Here is an 18,252-nt window from a genome sequence, read left to right on the forward strand (position 1 = left end):
TTAGGAAAAAATCGGCCTAATTTCTTCGATATATTCTTCCAGAGCATCAATCCATGTAGGCATATCATCCTGCCCGAGAGCGCGAGTCAAAAAGTTGTCCAATACAGTGTAAGTTGGCCTTGCCGAAGAAAACTCTGCCTTCATCGTAGGAACCGGAATGATCTTCACGTCTTTGCCGGCCAGCTCCACAATTTCTTTCGCGAATTCACAACGGTTGCAGACGCCGTCACAGGTTACATGGTAAGTTCCGTATCCTTCTGTCTGGATCATTCGAAGCATAAAAGATGCAAGAGCATTGGCACTTGTAGGAGACCCATACTGGTCTACTGCAATATACAGCTCTTTTTTTGTCTCGATCGCCTTCAAAATCTGATTGACAAAATTCCTATCGCTTCCTCTTCCGAATACCCAGTTGCTCCGTATGATAAAATGCCGGTAGGCAAATTCTTTTACATAATTTTCCCCCGCAAGTTTGCTGCGTCCATAGATGGTCATGGGGTCTGTTTCATCGAATTCGTGGTACGGTACCTGGCGAATCCCATTGAATACGTCGTCTGTCGAGAGGAGTACGATTTTGGCGTTTGTCTCATGAGCCGCGATTGCAAGATTCCGCGCACCGACAGCATTGACTTTGTAAGCAAGTTCCGCCTGCGCTTCGCATACACCTACGTCTGTGACTGCCGCACAATCGAAGATTACATCCGGTTTTTCCTCTCTTGCAAAAGCGAGCACCGCGGCAATATCCGTCACGTCCACTTCTTCCCGGTCCGTATTGAGAATTTCTGCATCCAGTCCGCTCTTTTCAGCCATATCATTCAAAGCGCATCCAAGCTGCCCTTTTGCCCCTGCGATCCATATTTTCATTCTCATTTCTGCTACGCCTCCTCTTTTTCCTCTATATATGAACATTCCTTTTTTACGGGAAATTTCCGGCGCAATGCCTCAGCTACTGCTTCCGGCACGTATTTTTTTGTGTCGGATCCATAATAAGCAACTTCTTTTACGAGCGTAGAACTTAAAAATGCGTATTCCAGACTTGTGGTAAAAAACATGGTGTCTATTTCGTCTTCCACGCTGTGATTGATCTGCGCAAGCTGCATCTCATACTCAAAGTCTGTAACTGCCCGGAGTCCTCTGATGATGAGCTTTGCTCCGTTTTGTCTGGCAAATTCCACGGTCAGCCCTTCAAAGGCCATTACTTTTACATTTTGGAATTCTTTTGTTACTTCTTTAAGAAGTGAAAGCCGCTCTTCCATACTGAAGAGCGGAGTCTTATTTTTATTGACAAGCACCCCTATGATCAGTTCGTCTACTACTTTTGCAGCACGTTTGATGATGTCCAGATGCCCGAATGTGACCGGGTCAAAACTTCCCGGATATACTGCTTTTATCATGTGCATTTCCTCATTTTCTAAATTTCACTCCCATAACTATACTACAAAATAGATGACAGGTCAAATTCTTTCAAGAAAGAGCTTGGGAGTCCATTTACATCCATTTTTCTTTCAATCGCATTCAGAAGCCCTTTTGTGCTGTACCCAGGTATATCGATACTCTTTTGATCGGCAGCCACAAAACATGCGAAAAGAGCAATGCAAACAAACACACGAACACCGAATGTGCCGGTTGTCTCCTCTTCCTCATTTGGATAAATGGAAGAGTAAGAAGCCCGGTATCTGGGATGGATGGCCGGCGTCCTCCAAGAATCCAGCTGTGTTCTGTTCTCCCGCAATTTCATGGCATCCAGTGCCTGTCTTTTCTTTTTTGCTCTTTCAAGTTCCATCACAAAACCTCCAAAAAAATGACAAGGTATATCACACTATATACCTTGTCACTGGATTCTATTCCGTTTATTTAATGTCTGTCTGCCATCTCTTCCATGATATCTTCCCATGTAAGGCCACGCTCAACCATCAATACCATGGCATGGTAAAGAAAATCAGATATCTCGTATTTCAGTTCTTCCGGATTCGGATTTTTAGCGGCAATGATAATTTCCGTTGCCTCCTCCCCCACTTTTTTGAGAATCTTGTCCAGTCCTTTGTCGAAAAGATAGTTTGTGTAAGATCCTTCTTTCGGATTTACTTTTCGGTCCGCGATCGTGTCGTACACAGACTCAAAAATCTGGAGCGGGTTCGCCCGGTTGTAATTGGATCCTGCCACAGTCTGAAAGAAACAGGTAGGATTTCCTGTATGGCATGCAGCCCCAATCTGTTCAACCTTGGCAAGGAGCGTATCTTTGTCACAGTCGATGGTTAAGGACTTCACATACTGATAATGTCCCGAAGTTTCTCCTTTTACCCAAAGGCACTGCCTGCTTCTGCTGAAATAAGTCATCCGTCCTGTTTTGATCGTCTGCTGGAAGGCTTGTTCATTCATGTAAGCCATCATCAGCACTTCGGACGTCTTAAAGTTCTGTACAATAACCGGGAGAAGACCGTCAGAATTCAGCTTGAATTCCGAGAAATCCATCGTATTCTCGAAACTGGTCATCTGGATCTCCCGTTTAGTGCATTCTTCTTTAAAAACATGTAGGTCAAGGTCCGTCCTGCTCACAAATTTTCCGGAGATTCCTCTTGCCCCCGGACTTTCCAAAATACGGAATATCTCAGATTCTTCCATAGTGTCCGTCACGATAACATACGGAATTTCAGTAAGCGTCGTCACAGAGGCAAGATCCAGTCTATGCATAAATACGATCTCACTGCTGTATTTTTCAATCAGATTCTGCTGTTTAAAAAGTGTATCAAAGTCATTCAAAGATACTGCAATCTTTTCCTGTCCGAAACGCAGAGCGGCCTCTTCGATGAGCTTTGCTGAATACGGTTTCGAGAAATTGAGGATAACCCGTTTCGCCCCGGTATAGAGAATTTTCTTAATATCCTCCTGTCGTTTCACATTTCCTCCAGCCACGACCGGGATACCGATCAAACGGTTAATCTTCTTCATAATATCAATAGACTCATCGTGTTCTTCATCTGAGTCCGACAGGTCAAAGATCAGGAGTTCATCTGCTCCCTTATCTTTGTACTGTTTGGCAAGGGTAATCACATTGTCTGAGATCACGGTAGGATCATCAAACCATGCCACTGCCTTCCCCTGCTTGATAAAAATGCAGGGAATCAATCTTTTATAACTCATGTGTTTCACAAATCCTTTCATCTATAAACTGCCTTTTGTTGACCAGACGTCCGTCATCCGAGGTTCTGAAGAGACAGCCATCATAAGAGTCTTTCCAAAACTTTTGAACAGTGCTTCTGCCATATGATGGTTGTTTCCTTCATCCACAATTTTCAGATGCAGGTTCATCATGGCGCTGTAGGAAAATGCGTAGAAAAATTCCCGGATCATCTCTGTATCCATGTCTCCGATCTTGTCCACCGTAAAGCAGGCCTGATATTTCAAAAATGGCCGTCCAGAAAGGTCAGCCGCGCACATGGCCAGGGTCTCGTCCATCGGAAGAAGAAAATATCCGAACCTCCGGATACCTTTCTTTTCGCCGAGAGCTTCTAGAAACGCCTGTCCAAGCACAATACCAGTATCTTCAATCGTGTGGTGACTGTCCACATAGAGATCTCCGTTTACTCGGACTGTCAGATCAAACAGCCCATGTTTTGCAAATCCCTCCAGCATATGGTCGAAAAAACCAATTCCGGTAGAAATATCGGATACACCCGTCCCATCGAGATCGATCTTCACATAAATCTCTGTTTCTTTGGTCTTACGCCTTTTTTCAGCTGTTCTTTCCTTCATTGGCATTCCCTCCTCTACCGCTTCTCCTCAAAACGCACTCTGATAGAATTTGCATGGGCGGTAAGCTGTTCCGCCTCGGCAAAATACTCGATGTCTTTGTGGACTTTTTCAAGTGCCTCCCGCGAATAAGAAATAATGCTGGATTTCTTGATGAAATCATCTACGGAAAGCGGAGAGAAAAATTTCGCCGTCCCATTCGTCGGAAGAATGTGGTTGGGGCCGGCAAAGTAATCTCCGAGGGGCTCGCTTGCATATTCTCCAAGAAAAATAGCTCCGGCATTGCGGATTTTTGTCATGATATCAAACGGGTTTTTTGTAAGGATTTCCAGATGTTCTGAGGCGATCTCATTGGCCGTGTCTACAGCTTCATCCATTGTATCGGAGACTAGAATATATCCGTATTGATCCAGTGATTTGCGGATGATATCTGCTCTGGAAAGCGTCTTCAAAAATTGCTCTATTTCCACGGATACCTTTTCGGCAAGCTCCATGCTCGTTGTAACGAGGATAGCGGAAGCCAGCTCGTCGTGTTCAGCCTGAGACAGAAGATCCGCCGCCACATACCTTGGATTGGCTGACTCGTCGGCGATCACAAGGATTTCGGAAGGACCTGCAACGGAATCGATGCTGACATGTCCATAGACAGCCTTTTTTGCCAGAGCAACATAGATATTGCCAGGCCCTACGATCTTATCTGTCTTTGGGATACTCTCGGTTCCGTAAGCCAGTGCTGCAATAGCCTGTGCTCCTCCAACTTTGTAAATGACGTCCACACCGGCTTCCCTGGCTGCCACAAGTGTGTTGGGATTTACTTTTCCTTCTCTGTCCGGGGGAGTGACCATCACGATTTCATCCACTCCGGCGATGCTGGCTGGAATTACGTTCATCAGAACAGAGGAAGGATAGACCGCCTTTCCTCCTGGTACATAGACACCGACCCGATGAAGCGGGGTAATCTTCTGCCCAAGGATCGTTCCGTCCGGATTACTGTCAAACCAGCTGTTTCTCTTTTGCTTTTCATGGTAACTCCGAATGTTTGCAATGGCTTTCCGGATGACATCAACAAGATTTGGGTCTACCTTTTCATACGCTTCCTCGATCTCTTCGTCTGTCACTTTTACAGTTTTTGCAGTCAGATGTGCGTGATCAAACTGCTCTGTATATGCAAAAAGAGCTTTATCTTTTTCTATTCTTACCCGTTCAAGGATCTCTTCTACCTTGCCCTCATATTCCCGATATTGATTTGGGCTTCTCTTTAAGAGATCTTCCAGAAGATTTCTTCTGGATACATCGTTCAGTTTCTGAATTCTCATTGGTTTTCCCTGCCTTTCCAGCATAAATCTTTATACAAGTTTTTTCAGCTCCGTGATCAGCTTACGTATTCTTTCATTTTCCATCCGCATACTTACCGGATTGACGATCATCCTTGCCGAAAGGGGACATACTTCTTCCAGTACATCCAGTCCATTTTCCCGAAGCGTTGTCCCCGTCTCCACGATATCCACAATTACTTCAGCCAGGCCAACAATCGGTGCAAGTTCGATAGAGCCGTTCAGCTTGATGATCTCCACCGTCTGATGTCTGTGGTTGTAAAAGAAATCCTTTGCAATATGCGGATATTTCGTTGCCACACGTATCACTTCGTGGTGCTTCAGAAGCTCCTGTGCGCTCTTAGGTCCGCATACACACATTCTGCACTGGCCAAATTTCAGATCAAGCACTTCGTGGACTTTCCTGTCTTCCTCCAAAATAATATCTTTTCCGGCCACCCCGATATCAGCAGCTCCATATTCTACGTACGTCGGGACATCCGGCCCTTTGGCGAGAAAGAATCGTAGTTTGAGTTCTTCATTGACAAAAATCAGTTTTCTGGAATCCTTGTCATACATTTCTTCGCAGGTAATACCGAGCTGTTCAAGCAATGCCAGTGTCTTCATAGCTAGCCGCCCTTTGCATAGGGCAAACGTCAAATACCTCATTGTGCCTTCTCCTTTTCTGCCTTTTCACTTTCTCCGAATCTCTTCGTTTCCCCTGTCCGCAGATTGATCATTTCGATGGGCTCTGATTCCTGCAGATAGAGAAGGCTGGAAGCGCCGTTTTTCTTTCCATACTGGATATAGACATCCAGAGAATCTTTCGGACGCTTCCGCAAAAGTTCCGTGTTGTTTTTCTTTGACCGGCATTCTTTTGCAAGGCTGATGGCCTTTCGACGCATTGCATCGTCATACACGATGACAGTCGTATCCTCCCCGCAAGAAATTTCCACATGCTGTCTTGCCAATGCATTCATCAGCTCATCAATAATGACGGCAAACCCAATGGACGGAGATTTCTTTCCAAACTTTTCTAAAAGGTGGTTGTACCTTCCTCCTTTTACAATAGCGTCCCCTGTTCCAAACGTATACGCCCGGAAAATCACACCGGTATAGTAACCGTACGCTCCGCACATACTGAAATCAAAGGTAATATATTTCTGCACGGTGTAAGCTTTCAATATCTCGAACGTCTTTTTCAACCGTTTAACCGCTCTTTTTGCCATCTCATTCGGAGCGATTTCATCCGCCTTGTTTAAAATATCGACCCCGCCGACAAGTTCCGGAAGTACTCGAAAAAGCTCCTTTGTCTCCTCCTTTACCCCTGCCTCATCCAGAAGTTCGGAAGCGGCGTAATAGTTTCGGTTCTGGATCAGCTCCCGCAATCTCTCCTCGCATTCTTGGGAAAGAGATGCCTCCCGGAACAAGCTGTGGAGAAACGCGACGTTCCCTACACTGATCTGAAAATTCTCAAGTCCAGACTGACGCAGACAATCTACGACCATCGCGAGCATTTCCGCATCTACGTCTTCGGAATCCAGCCCGATAAACTCAGCTCCCAGCTGTGTGTTCTCCCGAAGTCGTCCCTGATAACTGGAGTGATTGATAAACGTGTTCCCTATATAGCAAAGCCGAAGCGGCATTTCTTCAATCTCAAACAGTGTCGCGGCTGCCCGCGCCACAGAAGGTGTGATATCTGGTCTCAGAGCCAGGATATTTCCCTCCCGATCAAAAAATTTGTATAATTCTTTTACCGGAATCGTGCCGATTTCTTTTCTGAATACATCGAAAAATTCAAATGTCGGTGTCTGGATGTCCTGATATCCATACAGATGCAGGACCTGATGTAGTTTGTCCTGCAGCGCCAATTTTTTTCGGCATTCCGTTCTGTAAATATCTCGAACACCTTCCGGTGTATGTAATATTTTCTGTTTCATCTGTGCCTCACTCTTTCTGCTATTTGATTTTCAGCACTTTAGCGTGCTAGCATATTAAATCAAAGTCTAACGACAATTATAAAAAGATTATGGCCTTTTGTCAAGGTCTTTCTGGATCGCATCCAGATACGGGACGATACAGCCGCATTTCAGCTCCAGGAAAAATTCCGGAGATAATTCTTCAAAACAGATGCTTTTTCTTCCGCCGTGCTGCATTCGGTCCCAGAAATTCTGTATTTCTTCGTAGCGCATGTAGTAAAGAATATTCCGTTCGGTATAGTAGATTAAAAGGAATGCAATCCCACCTTGCCTTTCAAATTGTTTCATAAATTCAATCTGGTGGGAATGCACATTCTGGAGCGGGAAGGTTGCTGCCCTGCACTCTTTCGCATCAAAACAGACAGGGATTCCTTGGACAACACCGATATAGTCTACCGTACTTCGCTGATCAAAGTATGCAAGTGTGATATGTCTGTGCTCTTTGTCGATACGGACCGGTGTGATCGGAGTCGGAATCTTCTGTATCAGTGCGAGCCCTTTGTGAAGGTACTGCTCGTTCGTATGATTGATATAGTCTTCCAGCGCAGAGCCTCGAAGCCCCCGCGAATTCCATGTTGCCATCTTAGCTGCCTCCTTAAAACAGTGCTTTTTCAATCTGCTCAAACAGGCGCGGCGGTTTTGCCTTCACTGTCTTTCCAGACAAGTTGGAAAGCCGGATGCCCTCATTTGGGAATTCCACCCGGTATGCATGAAGCAGCTGCCCGGAAAGTCCGAAGTCTTTCCGGAATTGAGAATTTATCTTTCTGTCCCCGTATTTTGTGTCTCCGACGATGGGATGTCCGACAGATGCAAGATGTGCCCGGATCTGGTGTGTCCTACCGGTAATCAGATGGACTTCCAAAAGAGTATACGACTCTGAAATCTGAACCGGAACATATTCTGTCTCGATAGGAACGCTTCCTTCTGTCTGCATGGATGTGACAGTGACAAGATTTGTTTTTTCATCCTTTTTTAAAAAACCTTTTAAGTACTTAGGTTGGCTGATCTTTCCGACAACGATAGTCCGGTAATATTTTTTCATTGTCCGCTCTTTCAGAAGACGGCTCAGTTCCTGAAGACCCTGCAGACTCTTCCCGGCAAGCACGATGCCGCTCGTGTTGCGGTCCAGCCGATTGCAGACCGAAGGGCGAAAACTTAGGAGAGACTCTTCTGTTACAACTTTTTTGTCCATGAGATACCGGATCAGATGTTCCACAAGAGATACATCCGAAGGATGTGCCTTTTGTGACAGCATTCCGCATGGCTTGTTTACAAAGACAACATCTTCGTCTTCATAGAGAATATCAAGCTTACCGGAAATATTTCCCGTCTCTTTTGCGATGCGTTCGGCCTCTTTTCTGCCTCGGAACTTTTCAATCGTCTCATCGGACAAAAAGAGAAAGATCTCGTCCCCCTCAGAAAGTTTTTCTTGCCCAGTCATTTTTTTCTTGTTTCGGGTAATATTTTTCTTGCGCATCATCTTATAGAGAAAACTTTTCGGCGCTTCGGAAAAATATTTGGAAAGAAACTTATCTGACCTCTGTCCGGCCTCGTTTTTTGAAATCGTGATTTTCTGCATACCGCCTCCCTATATCGCTATGTTCAGTAAAATGTCTTTGATACTCTCTTCTATTCGGTGATTCTCCGGCTTTTCCACTGCCTCGATATTGTTCATCCCTTCCGCTCTCCCGAGGAATGCATTGTAATCAGTAAACAGCTTGACCGTCATTTTGTCGTAATGATTTTCTTTCAATGTTGTTTTGATATATTTTTCTGTGTAGGCAAGATCAACCTTTGTTCTGCTCACATATCCGCACACAAGATGTCCGGAGATGGCAATGACATCGATGGGCATGATCTTTTCTCTGCTTGTGATGACGAGATCATACGCCACCGTGATAAGCGGCGCCTTCTCACGGAGAAGAATCTGCTTTTTTTCGTCTATTGTGTGGTATGGAAGCAAAATAATCAACCCTACCGCTGCCTTTGCAGCCGGCAGACAGCCCAGCACCGCCACGATCGTCAGCACATTATTCCTTGTGTGTGTCGTAAAATATCCAGTCAGAAAGACGGCGATACTTACTGCAAACAGAAAGGTCGTGTAGAATGTCCTCCTCCTCTTTTGGGTACGGATATACCCGGCGTCTCCTTTTTTCACTTTCATATACTGTTATCCCCTTATTACTTCATCCATTTTTCCATTGCATAAAAAATCATGTCGCTTGGAAGCAGTTTTCCTGCAATCCTGGCCCCCTGCATAAGATTTCCGTATACTGACACCGGTTTTTTGGCACGTGCATCCAGAAGAGCCTGTTTTACGACAGGAGAGACCTCTGCCATGGCTGCCTGCTTTGCCTTACTGTTGTTTGTGCCGGATACCTCAAAAAACTCTGTATCCACAGGCCCCGGGCACACGGCGGTTACCGAAATTCCTTTCTTTTTTAACTCTTCATTCAGTCCTCTTGAAAAGCTTGTCACATAGGATTTTGTGGCTGCATATACGCAAAATCCAGGCTGAGGACAGAAGGAGGCTCCACTGGAAATGTTGATGATCCTGCCTCCTTTTCCCATATAGGGAAGTATTGTAAACGTCATCTTTGTCAGAGCCCTGCAGTTGACGTCGATCATTCGAAGCTGCAAGGCCGGATCTTTCCGCGCAATCTCTTCGGCTTCCCCGATCTTTCCAAATCCGGCGGCGTTGACGAGCATACGTACGTCCGGATTCTGATTTTCCAGTCTGTTCTTGACCTGCTTATAGACAAGATCTTTTTCAAGATCCCCCGCGAAAATCCGGACGTAAACTCCTGATTTTTCCATGCATTCTTCCCGGATTTCTTCCAACCTTTTTTCGCGCCTGGCGATGATCCAAAGCTCGTCCAGCGCTTTGTAAAACGACGGCAACTGATTTACAAATTCTCTTCCGATCCCGGAAGAGGCTCCTGTTATCACTGCAATCTTCATGCCTGCTCCCCCTTTAGTGTCTCTTTTTGGCTTTATGCGTATTTCGAATGGTCTTTTTCTTTCTCGGTTTTCGGTTTTTCTCTTCCTGGGCTTTCCTTCTCTTTTCCGCATAGTAACGGTCTTCCCCTGTCTGTCTTGGCCGGATGAGACAATGTTTGCCAAATCCGATCAGATCTTCACGCCCTTCTTTTTTCAGAGCTTCCATGACAAGTTCATAATTCTTTGGATTTCGATACTGGATGAGTGCGCGCTGCATCGCCTTTTCATGCGGAGACTTCGGCACATAAACCGGCTTCATCGTCCGTGGATCCACCCCCGTATAATACATGCAAGTGGATATTGTGGACGGCGTCGGATAAAAATCCTGAACCTGCTCCGGCATATAGCCAAGATCTCTCAAATATTCCGCAAGCGCGATGGCCTCCTTCATGGTAGAACCAGGGTGGGAGGACATCAAATACGGGACAAGGTACTGTTTCATGCCCAACTGCTCGTTGATCTTTTTATATTTGGCTGCAAATTCCCGATAGACCGCGTTTTCTGGTTTGCCCATCATCTGAAGGACCGGATCAGCGATATGCTCCGGGGCAACTTTTAGCTGGCCACTCACATGGTATTTGCAGAGTTCCCGAATAAATGTATCATCCTTGTCCGCCATCACATAATCGAATCGGATACCGGATCGGATAAATACTTTTTTTACTTTTGGAAGTTCTCTGAGTTTCCGAAGAAGTTTCAGGTAATCTTTATGGTCTGCCCTCAGATTCCTGCAAGGTTTTGGGAACAGGCACTGCTTTTCCCTACATGCTCCATAAGTCAGCTGTTTTTCACAGGCTGGGAAACGGAAGTTGGCTGTCGGTCCCCCCACGTCGTGGATATAACCCTTGAAATCCGGCTCTTCGGTCAAAGCTTTTGCCTCCTCCAGCAAAGATTCATGGCTTCGCACCTGAATGATCCGTCCCTGGTGGAAAGTAAGTGCGCAGAAGCTGCACCCACCAAAACATCCCCGGTTGCTGATAAGGCTGAATTTTACTTCTGAGATAGCCGGAATCCCTCCGTCTTTCTCGTACATCGGATGGTAAGTACGCATATAAGGAAGCGCGTAGACGTCATCCATCTCCTGTGTGGTAAGCGGCTTTGCAGCAGGATTTTGAAGAATATAGATTCCGTTTTCATACGGCTCAAGGAGTCTCTGTCCTGAAAACGGATCTGTGTTACAGTACTGCGTGTAAAAGCTTTCTGCATATTTGCGCTTTTCCCGCTTCATTTCTTCAAAGGACGGCAATTCCAACGCGTCGTAGGCGATATTTTTATCCCGGATTTTACATACCGTTCCATCGATATAAGTAATGTCCGCCACATCAAGTCCGGCATCCAGGGCCTCCGCTATCTCCACGATGGACCGTTCTCCCATCCCATAGGAGATCAAATCCGCCCCTGAGTCAAGTAGGATGGATCGCTTCAGTTTGTCTGACCAATAGTCGTAATGAGCAAGTCTCCTGAGACTTGCCTCAATGCCTCCCAAAATGATCGGTGTATTTTTGTATGTCTGGCGGATCAGATTTCCATAGACAATGCAGGCGTAATCCGGACGTTTGCCCATGATGCCTCCAGGCGTGTATGCATCCGTCTTCCGCCTCTTTTTCGACACACTGTAATGGTTTACCATGGAATCCATATTGCCCGCGGAGACAAGAAATCCCAGCCGCGGTTCTCCGAACACTGCAATGCTGTCCTTGTCTTTCCAGTCCGGCTGGGGGATGATCCCTACGCGAAATCCTCTTGATTCCAGAACCCTTGTGATGATCGCATGTCCAAAAGAGGGATGATCCACATAAGCATCTCCGCTCACATAGACAAAATCCACCTGATCCCATCCTCTCTGTCTCATTTCTTCTCTGCTGACAGGTAAAAATCTATTCTCCATTCTTTTGCTCTCCATCTATTCCTGCCATGACATCCCGAAAATCCCGGATGTAATAGTCGGCAAGTTCTTTCTTTTGCTGATCCTGTTTTTCAGAAAACTTATCATATATGGCACAGACTCGCATTCCCGCCCGCTTACCGGCCAGGATTCCCATAGGGACATCCTCAAAAACAAGACAATTTTCCGGAGAAACTCCAATGTCCTCCGATACTTTCAGGTAAACATCCGGGCTCGGTTTCCCTTTCCCGACTTCACAGGAAGTCCTTACAGACTGGAAATACTGCTGAATATTGCGCTCCTTCAGAACCATATCCACGAGACTTCTCCCGTTGCTTGTGGCGATGCCAAAGACGATTCCTTTTTCTTTTCCATACTTCAGCAATTCTTTAGCCCCTGGTTTTAAAAATACATCGTTTTTATACCTTTCATATGCAAGCTGTGTCCATTCTTTCATGATAGCTTCCACGTCCATGGACATGTGGAGCACATCTATAAAATACTGTGCTGTCTCCCTGTATGCCTTGCCTTCTATAGCTGTGTGAAAATCATCCGGCAGAACAAGATCATATTTCTTTACATAGTAATCATCGATATCAGGCCAGATCCACATGGAATCCATCAATGTCCCATCCATGTCGAAGATCATGGCTTTCACATTGTCAAGCATTTTCTTTGGCATGTTCTCCTCCTGTTTCGTTTATCAGCATCTTCACTTCTTCTGGTGTAAGCTCACGGCTTTCTCCCTTTAAAAGTTTGGTATCCAGGACAAGACTTCCCATTCGTATACGCTTTAAGTACAGAACCTCTTTCCCAACCGCCTCAAACATTCGCTTGATCTGGTGAAATCTTCCCTCTCGAATTACTATGGAGACATACGATTCTGTTTTTGTCGGATCAGTGTACAGGATTTCCAGATTGGCTGGCAGCGTCGGTTTCTCATCTCCAATATCAAGTCCGGTCCGAAACTCTCTGATGTCCTCCTCTGTGACGATCCCTGAAATCCGGGCTTCATAGGTCTTGTCCACATGCTTTTTTGGGGAAAGCAGCCGGTGGGCAAGCTGCCCATCGTTTGTCAGGAGCAAAAGTCCTTCCGTATCCTTATCGAGTCTTCCGACTGGAAAAATATCCGGTCTTTTTTTGTCCGGAATCAGATCCAGAACCGTTTTATCTTTCCGATCTTCCGTGGCAGAAATGACTCCTGCCGGTTTGTGCAGCATATAGTAGACGAATGCTTCGTATCGGTATTCTTTCCCCGAGAACATAACCACATCCTCCTGTTCCTGGATCTTCGTCTCAGGTTTACGGACAACAATGCCATTGACCAAAACCAATCCTTTACTGATCTGCTTTTTTACTTCGGAACGGCTCCCTGCTCCCATTTCCACAAGAAATTTATCTAATCGCATCATTATGACTGCCATCTCCATCCTGGAAGATATTTATTTTTCATCGTTCCTCCCGCAAGTTTTCCAAATCCCAGAGGATAGCCGTCGACACAGACAAGATACCATCCTTTTTCTTTTGACCCAACAAGATCATCCACGAGAAGCGTCTCTCCTTTCAGATATTTGATGACCCGGTCATCTGAGAGAGGTAGATCGATCGTCTGGGAGTACTCTTCTTTTTTCAGATTCATTGCAAGAGCCTGGCTTGGTTCAAATCTTCCTTTTTTAAGCTCGCCTAGCAGAAGTCCGCTCCGAAGGAAACGAACTTTTGAAAGTGCAGGCAAATCTTGCGGCATATAATACACTCTCTCCCCACGGATATCAAATCTTCCAGGATCAAACGTTCTTTTGATTCCTTTCAGAAACATCTCCAGATCATCCGGGAGAGGCTTTTTAGCCTTGCTTGTTTCGGAATGGAGCCCATTATCGGCACCTTCCGTTTCTTTGGCTTCCCCTTTTTTTAAAAGCGCCAGATAATGGCCTTCGCCCTTCATATGGTGCGGAAAGATCCGAACCGTTTTCCGAAAATCTGCCTGTCCTCCTGGGGCACAGTCCGAACGCCCGTGTGAGAATCCCTCATATGGCCGGATCTCACAGATTTCAAACTCCGGATATTTTTCCATGAGATACGCGATCGTCCCTTCGTTTTCCAGTGCATCGAAAGTACAGGTAGAATAAAGGAGCATCCCTCCAGGTCGAAGCATCTCCGCTGCCTGGGTCACGATACTTCTCTGAAGTCTGGAAAAAAATTCCGGTCCGTGCTCCTCCCATGCTTTCATCATCTTTGGATCCTTTCGGAACATCCCTTCTCCGGAACACGGAGCATCAATAAGGATCTTATCAAAATATTCCCGAAAATACCCGGTCAGTTTTCCCGGTTCCTCACTCAGTACAAGCATATTTCCGATACCGAAAAGTTCCAGATTCTTTAGAAGGCCTTTTGACCTGGAATTGCTGATGTCATTTGCCACCAAAACCCCGCTTCCCTGCAGTTTCGCACCCAGTTCTGTCGCCTTCCCTCCAGGGGCTGCACATACATCAAGAACTCTGTCCCCCGGTTCCACCGGAAGCCGGTCGGCAGGCGTCATGGCGCTTGGTTCCTGCAGATAATATAGCCCCGCAAAATAATACGGATGCTTTGCCGGGGATTCTTTTTCCCCATCATAGTAAAATCCATTCTTGATCCACGGGATCGGGGTAATGGAAAACGGACAAATTTTCTGAAATTCCTCCACGCTGATCTTAGATGTGTTAACGCGGAGTCCATAATATCTTGGTTCATCATAGCAGGCTGCATATGCGTCGAATTCCTCGCCCAAAAGAGCCCGCATCTTCTCTTCAAATGCTTTTGGTAAATTCATAACTTCTCCTTTCGCATACAGAATCAGTATATCATATCTTCGCTGATTTCTCTAGGAATAGACACATTTTAATTTCGAATTTTCTATGTATCTCAGAATCCAGTATGGATTGATACTAATCTCTCTGTTCCCTTCCAAAAGATAAATCCCAAGATGAAGATGAACCGGAAACTTTCCTGTCGTCCCTTCTTCCCCATATCCGCTGTCTCCCATGTATCCGATGATATCCCCGGCCTTCACGGTATCCCCTTCCCTGGCGTCAGCATACGAATCCAGATGTGCATAGTAAAAATATCCCCCATGTGGAGATGTAATGCCTATCCGCCAGCCTCCTTTCGGCAGCCACCCGCGGCTCGTGACGACACCATCTGTCATGCTTACGATGGGATAAAGCCCTCTTTCGTTTTTTGAAGCCATGAGATCAGTCCCTTCATGCCCCCTCGTTCCGCCGTAAGTCCGTTCGCTCATCCAAGAATCCCCATAATTTACCGCAAGATCCGGATCATTTTCAGAAATCATGACAGGAAAATATTTTACATCATTCCAGATACTTTCACAGGCAGCTTTATAATCTGAGTAGCACGGATTTTTCTTCCATTCTCTTTCCGCCTTCTGAAAGTCTTTTGCCTTAAAAGGCGGCCGCATCTGTCTGACTTGGAGAAGATCCTCCGCAAGAAATATCCCGACATCTCTTCCAGGCTCCTCTGATCGCCTCAGATAGCGGACAAAGTCGTCTGTCAGCTCATGAGCACGAAATTCTTTCCTTTCCATCGTATGTTTGCCCATGGAAAAGTAGGCTGCATCACTTTTTAGCTTTGGTATTGCAGCCGCATCCAAGATAAGGAGGAGGACAAACAGAATGATTCTTTTCTCTTTTCTGATAGGAAATCTTCCCTTCCTTCTTTTCCCTATATTCATATACGTGAACTCATTTTTGTAGAACCGGCAGCCAAATACTGTACATGGAAAAAGGGAACTCCTCATCTGGAAGTTCCCTTTTGATATGTATCTGTATTATTTCAATTTTGCCAGCACAGCTTTTAACAATTCCCATGTCCGCTGGGTAGATGCGATATCCAGACGTTCGTTTACAGAATGGATATCATAGTTGAATGGTCCAAAGGAAACGCAGTCCAGTGTTGGTTTCTTTCCGGAGAGAAGACCACATTCCAAACCTGCGTGTACTGTCGTGACGATCGGATCTTCGCCAGTCAATTCTTTATATGTCTCAACCATAAGAGGACGGATCTTGGAGTCTTTCTGATACATCCATGCCGGATATTCTCCATCTTCAGACTGTTCCGCATGCAGCGCTTTCGCCCACGCACGGAAAATATATTTCATCTCTGTCATTTTTGAATTGGAACTGCTTCTTACATAGAATACCATGGATACTTTTTCAGCGCTTGTGCGCACAATTCCAAGATTGAGAGAAGTCTCTACAAGACCAGGAAGATCTCTGCTCAGTCCCTGCACTCCATATGGCGAGCAGAAGAGTCCGAATATGATCCTGTCTGTGGATTCTCTTGTACATACTGCGGCAAATCCTTCTTTTACTGTGCAAGTCACTTCCAGATCCGGTTCGTCTGAAGAAAATTCGGAGCGGAAAATTGCCTCCATCTCTTTTACAAGAGCAGCCGCTTTTTCTCCGTCAGGAGTAATGATCTGCGCCTGTGCTGAGGAAGCGATGACATTGTCTTTGGATCCGCCTTCTGCTGTCACGAGATAAATCTCAGAATCCTGATTCAGACTGTTTAAAATACGTGCAATGAGCTTATTTGCATTTCCTCTCTGTTCGTGGATCTGTGAGCCAGAGTGTCCGCCTCTCAGTCCACGCACTTTGATATCTACAAGATATCCGCTTTTGATTTCCCTCTCTACTGGCATATCGAGCGTCTCAAGGATACCACCTGCACAGCCTGCGAGAATTGTTCCCTCTACATCGGAATCAATGTTAAAGAGGATATTTCCCTTGATGCAGGACATGTCGATGTAATTGGCTCCGCCCATACCGACTTCCTCATCCACAGTAAAGATGGCTTCCAGCGGCGGATGCGGAATATCATCGCTGTCCAGAAGAGCCAGCGCGTATGCCATGGCGATACCGTCGTCTCCGCCCAGTGTCGTGTTCTTTGCTTTAATAAATCCATCTTCTATGTAAAGCTCCAGGGGATCATTCTCAAAATCGTGATCTGAATCCTCTGTCTTTTCGCATACCATATCCATATGTCCCTGGATAATGACTGGATCAGAATTCTCATATCCCGGAGTACCAGGTTTTTTGATGATGATATTTCCCATTCCGTCCTGAATACATTCCAGATTTCTCGCCTGCGCGAATTCTACACACCAATTACTGATCTTTTCGTTGTAGAAGGTTCCTCTCGGAACAGAAGATAATTCTTCGAAATACTGAAATACTTTTTTTGGTTCTAAATGATCCAATACTGCCATTTGTTTCTGTCTCCTTTTCCTAAAAAATGGTTCTTAAAACCTCTGGAGATATTATATCACAGCACTTCTAAAACTGCCAGCAGTTCCATAATATTTATTGAATATTTTTACTAATGGTGCGTATGCTGAAACGTTATTTTTTTGTCATTATTACTATTTTTCTTTTTATTTTTATGCTGCTTTTTCCACAGCCTGTGTTCAATGGTGCAAAAAAAGGACTGCTGCTTTGGTTTCAGACTGTCCTTCCTTCTCTTCTTCCGTTTCTCATCATTGTAAACCTGCTTTTGCAAACCAATGTCATCCGCCACATTTCACGTTTTCTTTATCCGATATTTGGTCCTGCTCTCGGAATCGGAAGAAATGGATGTTTTGCTGTCCTGGCCGGATTTATCTGCGGATATCCGATGGGCGCGAAAGTGACGGCAGATCTTGTGGAACTTGGCAAGATTACCAAACGCGAGGGCGCATATCTGCTATCATTCTGCAACAATACAAGCCCAGGGTTCGTAGCAGGTTTTGTTGTCTGTCAGACGCTTGGAAGGCCAGACCTTGTTCTCCCGTCCCTTTGCATCCTGGTTTTGGTGCCGCTTTTTTTGAGTGTACCCTTCCGCCTCTTCTATCAGCCGTGGAAAGCAAGGAAAGTGGCTTCCAAGGCCGAATCCTCATCCGCAGCATTCCGGCTTGAGATTATAGACGAAGCAATCATGGATGGATTTGAGACGATCACAAAGATCGGAGGCTATATTATTTTATTTTCCGTATTTCTTTCCCTTGCTTTCCTTCTTCCGATCCAGCATCCACTCTGGACAGATGGATTTCTCCCGCTTCTGGAGATCACAAACGGAATGGTCATGGCAGCGGACAGCTCTCTGCCATTTGCGTGCCGTTATGCTTTTCTCATGGGGCTATGTGCATTTGGAGGATTCTGTGCAGCTGCACAGACAAACTGCATGATCGCAAAAAGCGGTCTTCCACTCTTTCCATACATAATAGAAAAACTGGCCGCCGCTTTGGCTGCCAGTCTTGCTGCATATTGCTATTTTACAATTTTTTGTATGTAAT

The 18,252-nt window shown here is 45.6% G+C and carries 19 protein-coding genes; 1 reads left to right on the top strand and 18 read right to left on the bottom strand.

Going from position 1 to position 18,252, the window contains the following annotated elements:
- The 18 genes from rfbD to ACLROL_RS08335 all read right to left on the bottom strand — a co-directional run bounded on the left by rfbD (position 1) and on the right by ACLROL_RS08335 (position 17,190).
- On the bottom strand, positions 1-870 hold the full coding sequence (gene rfbD / locus ACLROL_RS08250) for a dTDP-4-dehydrorhamnose reductase (RefSeq protein WP_221919837.1): 870 nt from the start codon (positions 868-870) through the stop codon (positions 1-3).
- Positions 871-875: 5 nt separating this feature from the next.
- On the bottom strand, positions 876-1,394 hold the full coding sequence (coaD, locus tag ACLROL_RS08255; RefSeq protein ID WP_087202635.1) for a pantetheine-phosphate adenylyltransferase: 519 nt from the start codon (positions 1,392-1,394) through the stop codon (positions 876-878).
- 41 nt (positions 1,395-1,435) lie between these two features.
- Positions 1,436-1,783: a hypothetical protein gene (locus ACLROL_RS08260; RefSeq protein WP_413067675.1), complete on the bottom strand. Its 348-nt coding sequence runs from the start codon at positions 1,781-1,783 to the stop codon at positions 1,436-1,438.
- Positions 1,784-1,854: 71 nt separating this feature from the next.
- Positions 1,855-3,141: a bifunctional phosphoribosyl-AMP cyclohydrolase/phosphoribosyl-ATP diphosphatase HisIE gene (gene hisIE / locus ACLROL_RS08265; protein WP_221919836.1), complete on the bottom strand. Its 1,287-nt coding sequence runs from the start codon at positions 3,139-3,141 to the stop codon at positions 1,855-1,857.
- 21 nt (positions 3,142-3,162) lie between these two features.
- Entirely contained in the window at positions 3,163-3,753 is a 591-nt protein-coding gene (gene hisB / locus ACLROL_RS08270; protein ID WP_330620590.1) for an imidazoleglycerol-phosphate dehydratase HisB, read from the bottom strand.
- Between the two features lie 14 nt (positions 3,754-3,767).
- Positions 3,768-5,066, bottom strand: coding sequence for a histidinol dehydrogenase (gene hisD, locus ACLROL_RS08275; protein WP_087202629.1), 1,299 nt, complete (start codon positions 5,064-5,066; stop codon positions 3,768-3,770).
- Between the two features lie 30 nt (positions 5,067-5,096).
- Positions 5,097-5,732 (bottom strand): ATP phosphoribosyltransferase, encoded by a 636-nt coding sequence (gene hisG, locus ACLROL_RS08280; protein WP_087202627.1) that lies wholly within the window; start codon positions 5,730-5,732, stop codon positions 5,097-5,099.
- Positions 5,729-7,003, bottom strand: coding sequence for an ATP phosphoribosyltransferase regulatory subunit (hisZ, locus tag ACLROL_RS08285; protein ID WP_087210749.1), 1,275 nt, complete (start codon positions 7,001-7,003; stop codon positions 5,729-5,731). The genes hisG and hisZ overlap by 4 nt, the downstream gene beginning before the upstream one ends.
- A gap of 87 nt (positions 7,004-7,090) precedes the next feature.
- A complete protein-coding gene (locus ACLROL_RS08290) occupies positions 7,091-7,624 on the bottom strand; it encodes a Holliday junction resolvase RecU (RefSeq protein WP_413067676.1) in 534 nt (177 codons plus the stop codon).
- A gap of 13 nt (positions 7,625-7,637) precedes the next feature.
- Positions 7,638-8,621, bottom strand: coding sequence for an RluA family pseudouridine synthase (locus ACLROL_RS08295; RefSeq protein ID WP_413067677.1), 984 nt, complete (start codon positions 8,619-8,621; stop codon positions 7,638-7,640).
- Between the two features lie 9 nt (positions 8,622-8,630).
- Entirely contained in the window at positions 8,631-9,206 is a 576-nt protein-coding gene (locus tag ACLROL_RS08300) for a hypothetical protein (RefSeq protein ID WP_413067678.1), read from the bottom strand.
- Positions 9,207-9,223: 17 nt separating this feature from the next.
- Positions 9,224-10,003, bottom strand: coding sequence for an SDR family NAD(P)-dependent oxidoreductase (locus tag ACLROL_RS08305; protein WP_287449725.1), 780 nt, complete (start codon positions 10,001-10,003; stop codon positions 9,224-9,226).
- 13 nt (positions 10,004-10,016) lie between these two features.
- A complete protein-coding gene (locus ACLROL_RS08310; protein ID WP_087202615.1) occupies positions 10,017-11,930 on the bottom strand; it encodes a YgiQ family radical SAM protein in 1,914 nt (637 codons plus the stop codon).
- Positions 11,920-12,597: an HAD family hydrolase gene (locus ACLROL_RS08315; protein WP_087210843.1), complete on the bottom strand. Its 678-nt coding sequence runs from the start codon at positions 12,595-12,597 to the stop codon at positions 11,920-11,922. The genes ACLROL_RS08310 and ACLROL_RS08315 overlap by 11 nt, the downstream gene beginning before the upstream one ends.
- Positions 12,590-13,339, bottom strand: coding sequence for a pseudouridine synthase (locus ACLROL_RS08320; protein ID WP_287449727.1), 750 nt, complete (start codon positions 13,337-13,339; stop codon positions 12,590-12,592). The genes ACLROL_RS08315 and ACLROL_RS08320 overlap by 8 nt, the downstream gene beginning before the upstream one ends.
- A complete protein-coding gene (locus ACLROL_RS08325) occupies positions 13,339-14,736 on the bottom strand; it encodes an RsmB/NOP family class I SAM-dependent RNA methyltransferase (protein ID WP_287449729.1) in 1,398 nt (465 codons plus the stop codon). The genes ACLROL_RS08320 and ACLROL_RS08325 overlap by 1 nt, the downstream gene beginning before the upstream one ends.
- A gap of 51 nt (positions 14,737-14,787) precedes the next feature.
- Positions 14,788-15,654, bottom strand: a complete 867-nt coding sequence (locus tag ACLROL_RS08330; protein ID WP_287449731.1) for a M23 family metallopeptidase — start codon at positions 15,652-15,654, stop codon at positions 14,788-14,790.
- Between the two features lie 96 nt (positions 15,655-15,750).
- A complete protein-coding gene (locus ACLROL_RS08335; protein WP_087210739.1) occupies positions 15,751-17,190 on the bottom strand; it encodes an aminoacyl-histidine dipeptidase in 1,440 nt (479 codons plus the stop codon).
- Between the two features lie 122 nt (positions 17,191-17,312).
- Here ACLROL_RS08335 and ACLROL_RS08340 point away from each other — a divergent pair, with 122 nt between their 5' ends.
- A complete protein-coding gene (locus ACLROL_RS08340; RefSeq protein ID WP_287449733.1) occupies positions 17,313-18,251 on the top strand; it encodes a nucleoside recognition domain-containing protein in 939 nt (312 codons plus the stop codon).
- Position 18,252 lies beyond the last annotated feature (1 nt).

This window comes from Sellimonas sp. (assembly GCF_047234585.1).
In the GTDB taxonomy this organism is placed as follows: Bacteria; Bacillota; Clostridia; order Lachnospirales; family Lachnospiraceae; genus Sellimonas; species Sellimonas caecigallum.

Bases quoted from the DNA above. Each gene is read 5' to 3' on its own strand.
- hisD (WP_087202629.1), bottom strand. From the start codon at position 5,066: ATGAGAATTCAGAAACTGAACGATGTATCCAGAAGAAATCTTCTGGAA.
- rfbD (WP_221919837.1), bottom strand. From the start codon at position 870: ATGAGAATGAAAATATGGATCGCAGGGGCAAAAGGGCAGCTTGGATGC.
- ACLROL_RS08325 (WP_287449729.1), bottom strand. From the start codon at position 14,736: ATGAATTTACCAAAAGCATTTGAAGAGAAGATGCGGGCTCTTTTGGGC.
- hisB (WP_330620590.1), bottom strand. From the start codon at position 3,753: ATGAAGGAAAGAACAGCTGAAAAAAGGCGTAAGACCAAAGAAACAGAG.
- hisG (WP_087202627.1), bottom strand. From the start codon at position 5,732: ATGAGGTATTTGACGTTTGCCCTATGCAAAGGGCGGCTAGCTATGAAG.
- ACLROL_RS08330 (WP_287449731.1), bottom strand. From the start codon at position 15,654: ATGAATATAGGGAAAAGAAGGAAGGGAAGATTTCCTATCAGAAAAGAG.
- ACLROL_RS08310 (WP_087202615.1), bottom strand. From the start codon at position 11,930: ATGGAGAATAGATTTTTACCTGTCAGCAGAGAAGAAATGAGACAGAGA.
- ACLROL_RS08300 (WP_413067678.1), bottom strand. From the start codon at position 9,206: ATGAAAGTGAAAAAAGGAGACGCCGGGTATATCCGTACCCAAAAGAGG.
- hisIE (WP_221919836.1), bottom strand. From the start codon at position 3,141: ATGAGTTATAAAAGATTGATTCCCTGCATTTTTATCAAGCAGGGGAAG.
- ACLROL_RS08290 (WP_413067676.1), bottom strand. From the start codon at position 7,624: ATGGCAACATGGAATTCGCGGGGGCTTCGAGGCTCTGCGCTGGAAGAC.
- ACLROL_RS08340 (WP_287449733.1), top strand. From the start codon at position 17,313: ATGCTGAAACGTTATTTTTTTGTCATTATTACTATTTTTCTTTTTATT.
- ACLROL_RS08320 (WP_287449727.1), bottom strand. From the start codon at position 13,339: ATGATGCGATTAGATAAATTTCTTGTGGAAATGGGAGCAGGGAGCCGT.
- ACLROL_RS08335 (WP_087210739.1), bottom strand. From the start codon at position 17,190: ATGGCAGTATTGGATCATTTAGAACCAAAAAAAGTATTTCAGTATTTC.
- ACLROL_RS08305 (WP_287449725.1), bottom strand. From the start codon at position 10,003: ATGAAGATTGCAGTGATAACAGGAGCCTCTTCCGGGATCGGAAGAGAA.
- ACLROL_RS08295 (WP_413067677.1), bottom strand. From the start codon at position 8,621: ATGCAGAAAATCACGATTTCAAAAAACGAGGCCGGACAGAGGTCAGAT.
- ACLROL_RS08315 (WP_087210843.1), bottom strand. From the start codon at position 12,597: ATGCTTGACAATGTGAAAGCCATGATCTTCGACATGGATGGGACATTG.
- ACLROL_RS08260 (WP_413067675.1), bottom strand. From the start codon at position 1,783: ATGGAACTTGAAAGAGCAAAAAAGAAAAGACAGGCACTGGATGCCATG.
- coaD (WP_087202635.1), bottom strand. From the start codon at position 1,394: ATGATAAAAGCAGTATATCCGGGAAGTTTTGACCCGGTCACATTCGGG.
- hisZ (WP_087210749.1), bottom strand. From the start codon at position 7,003: ATGAAACAGAAAATATTACATACACCGGAAGGTGTTCGAGATATTTAC.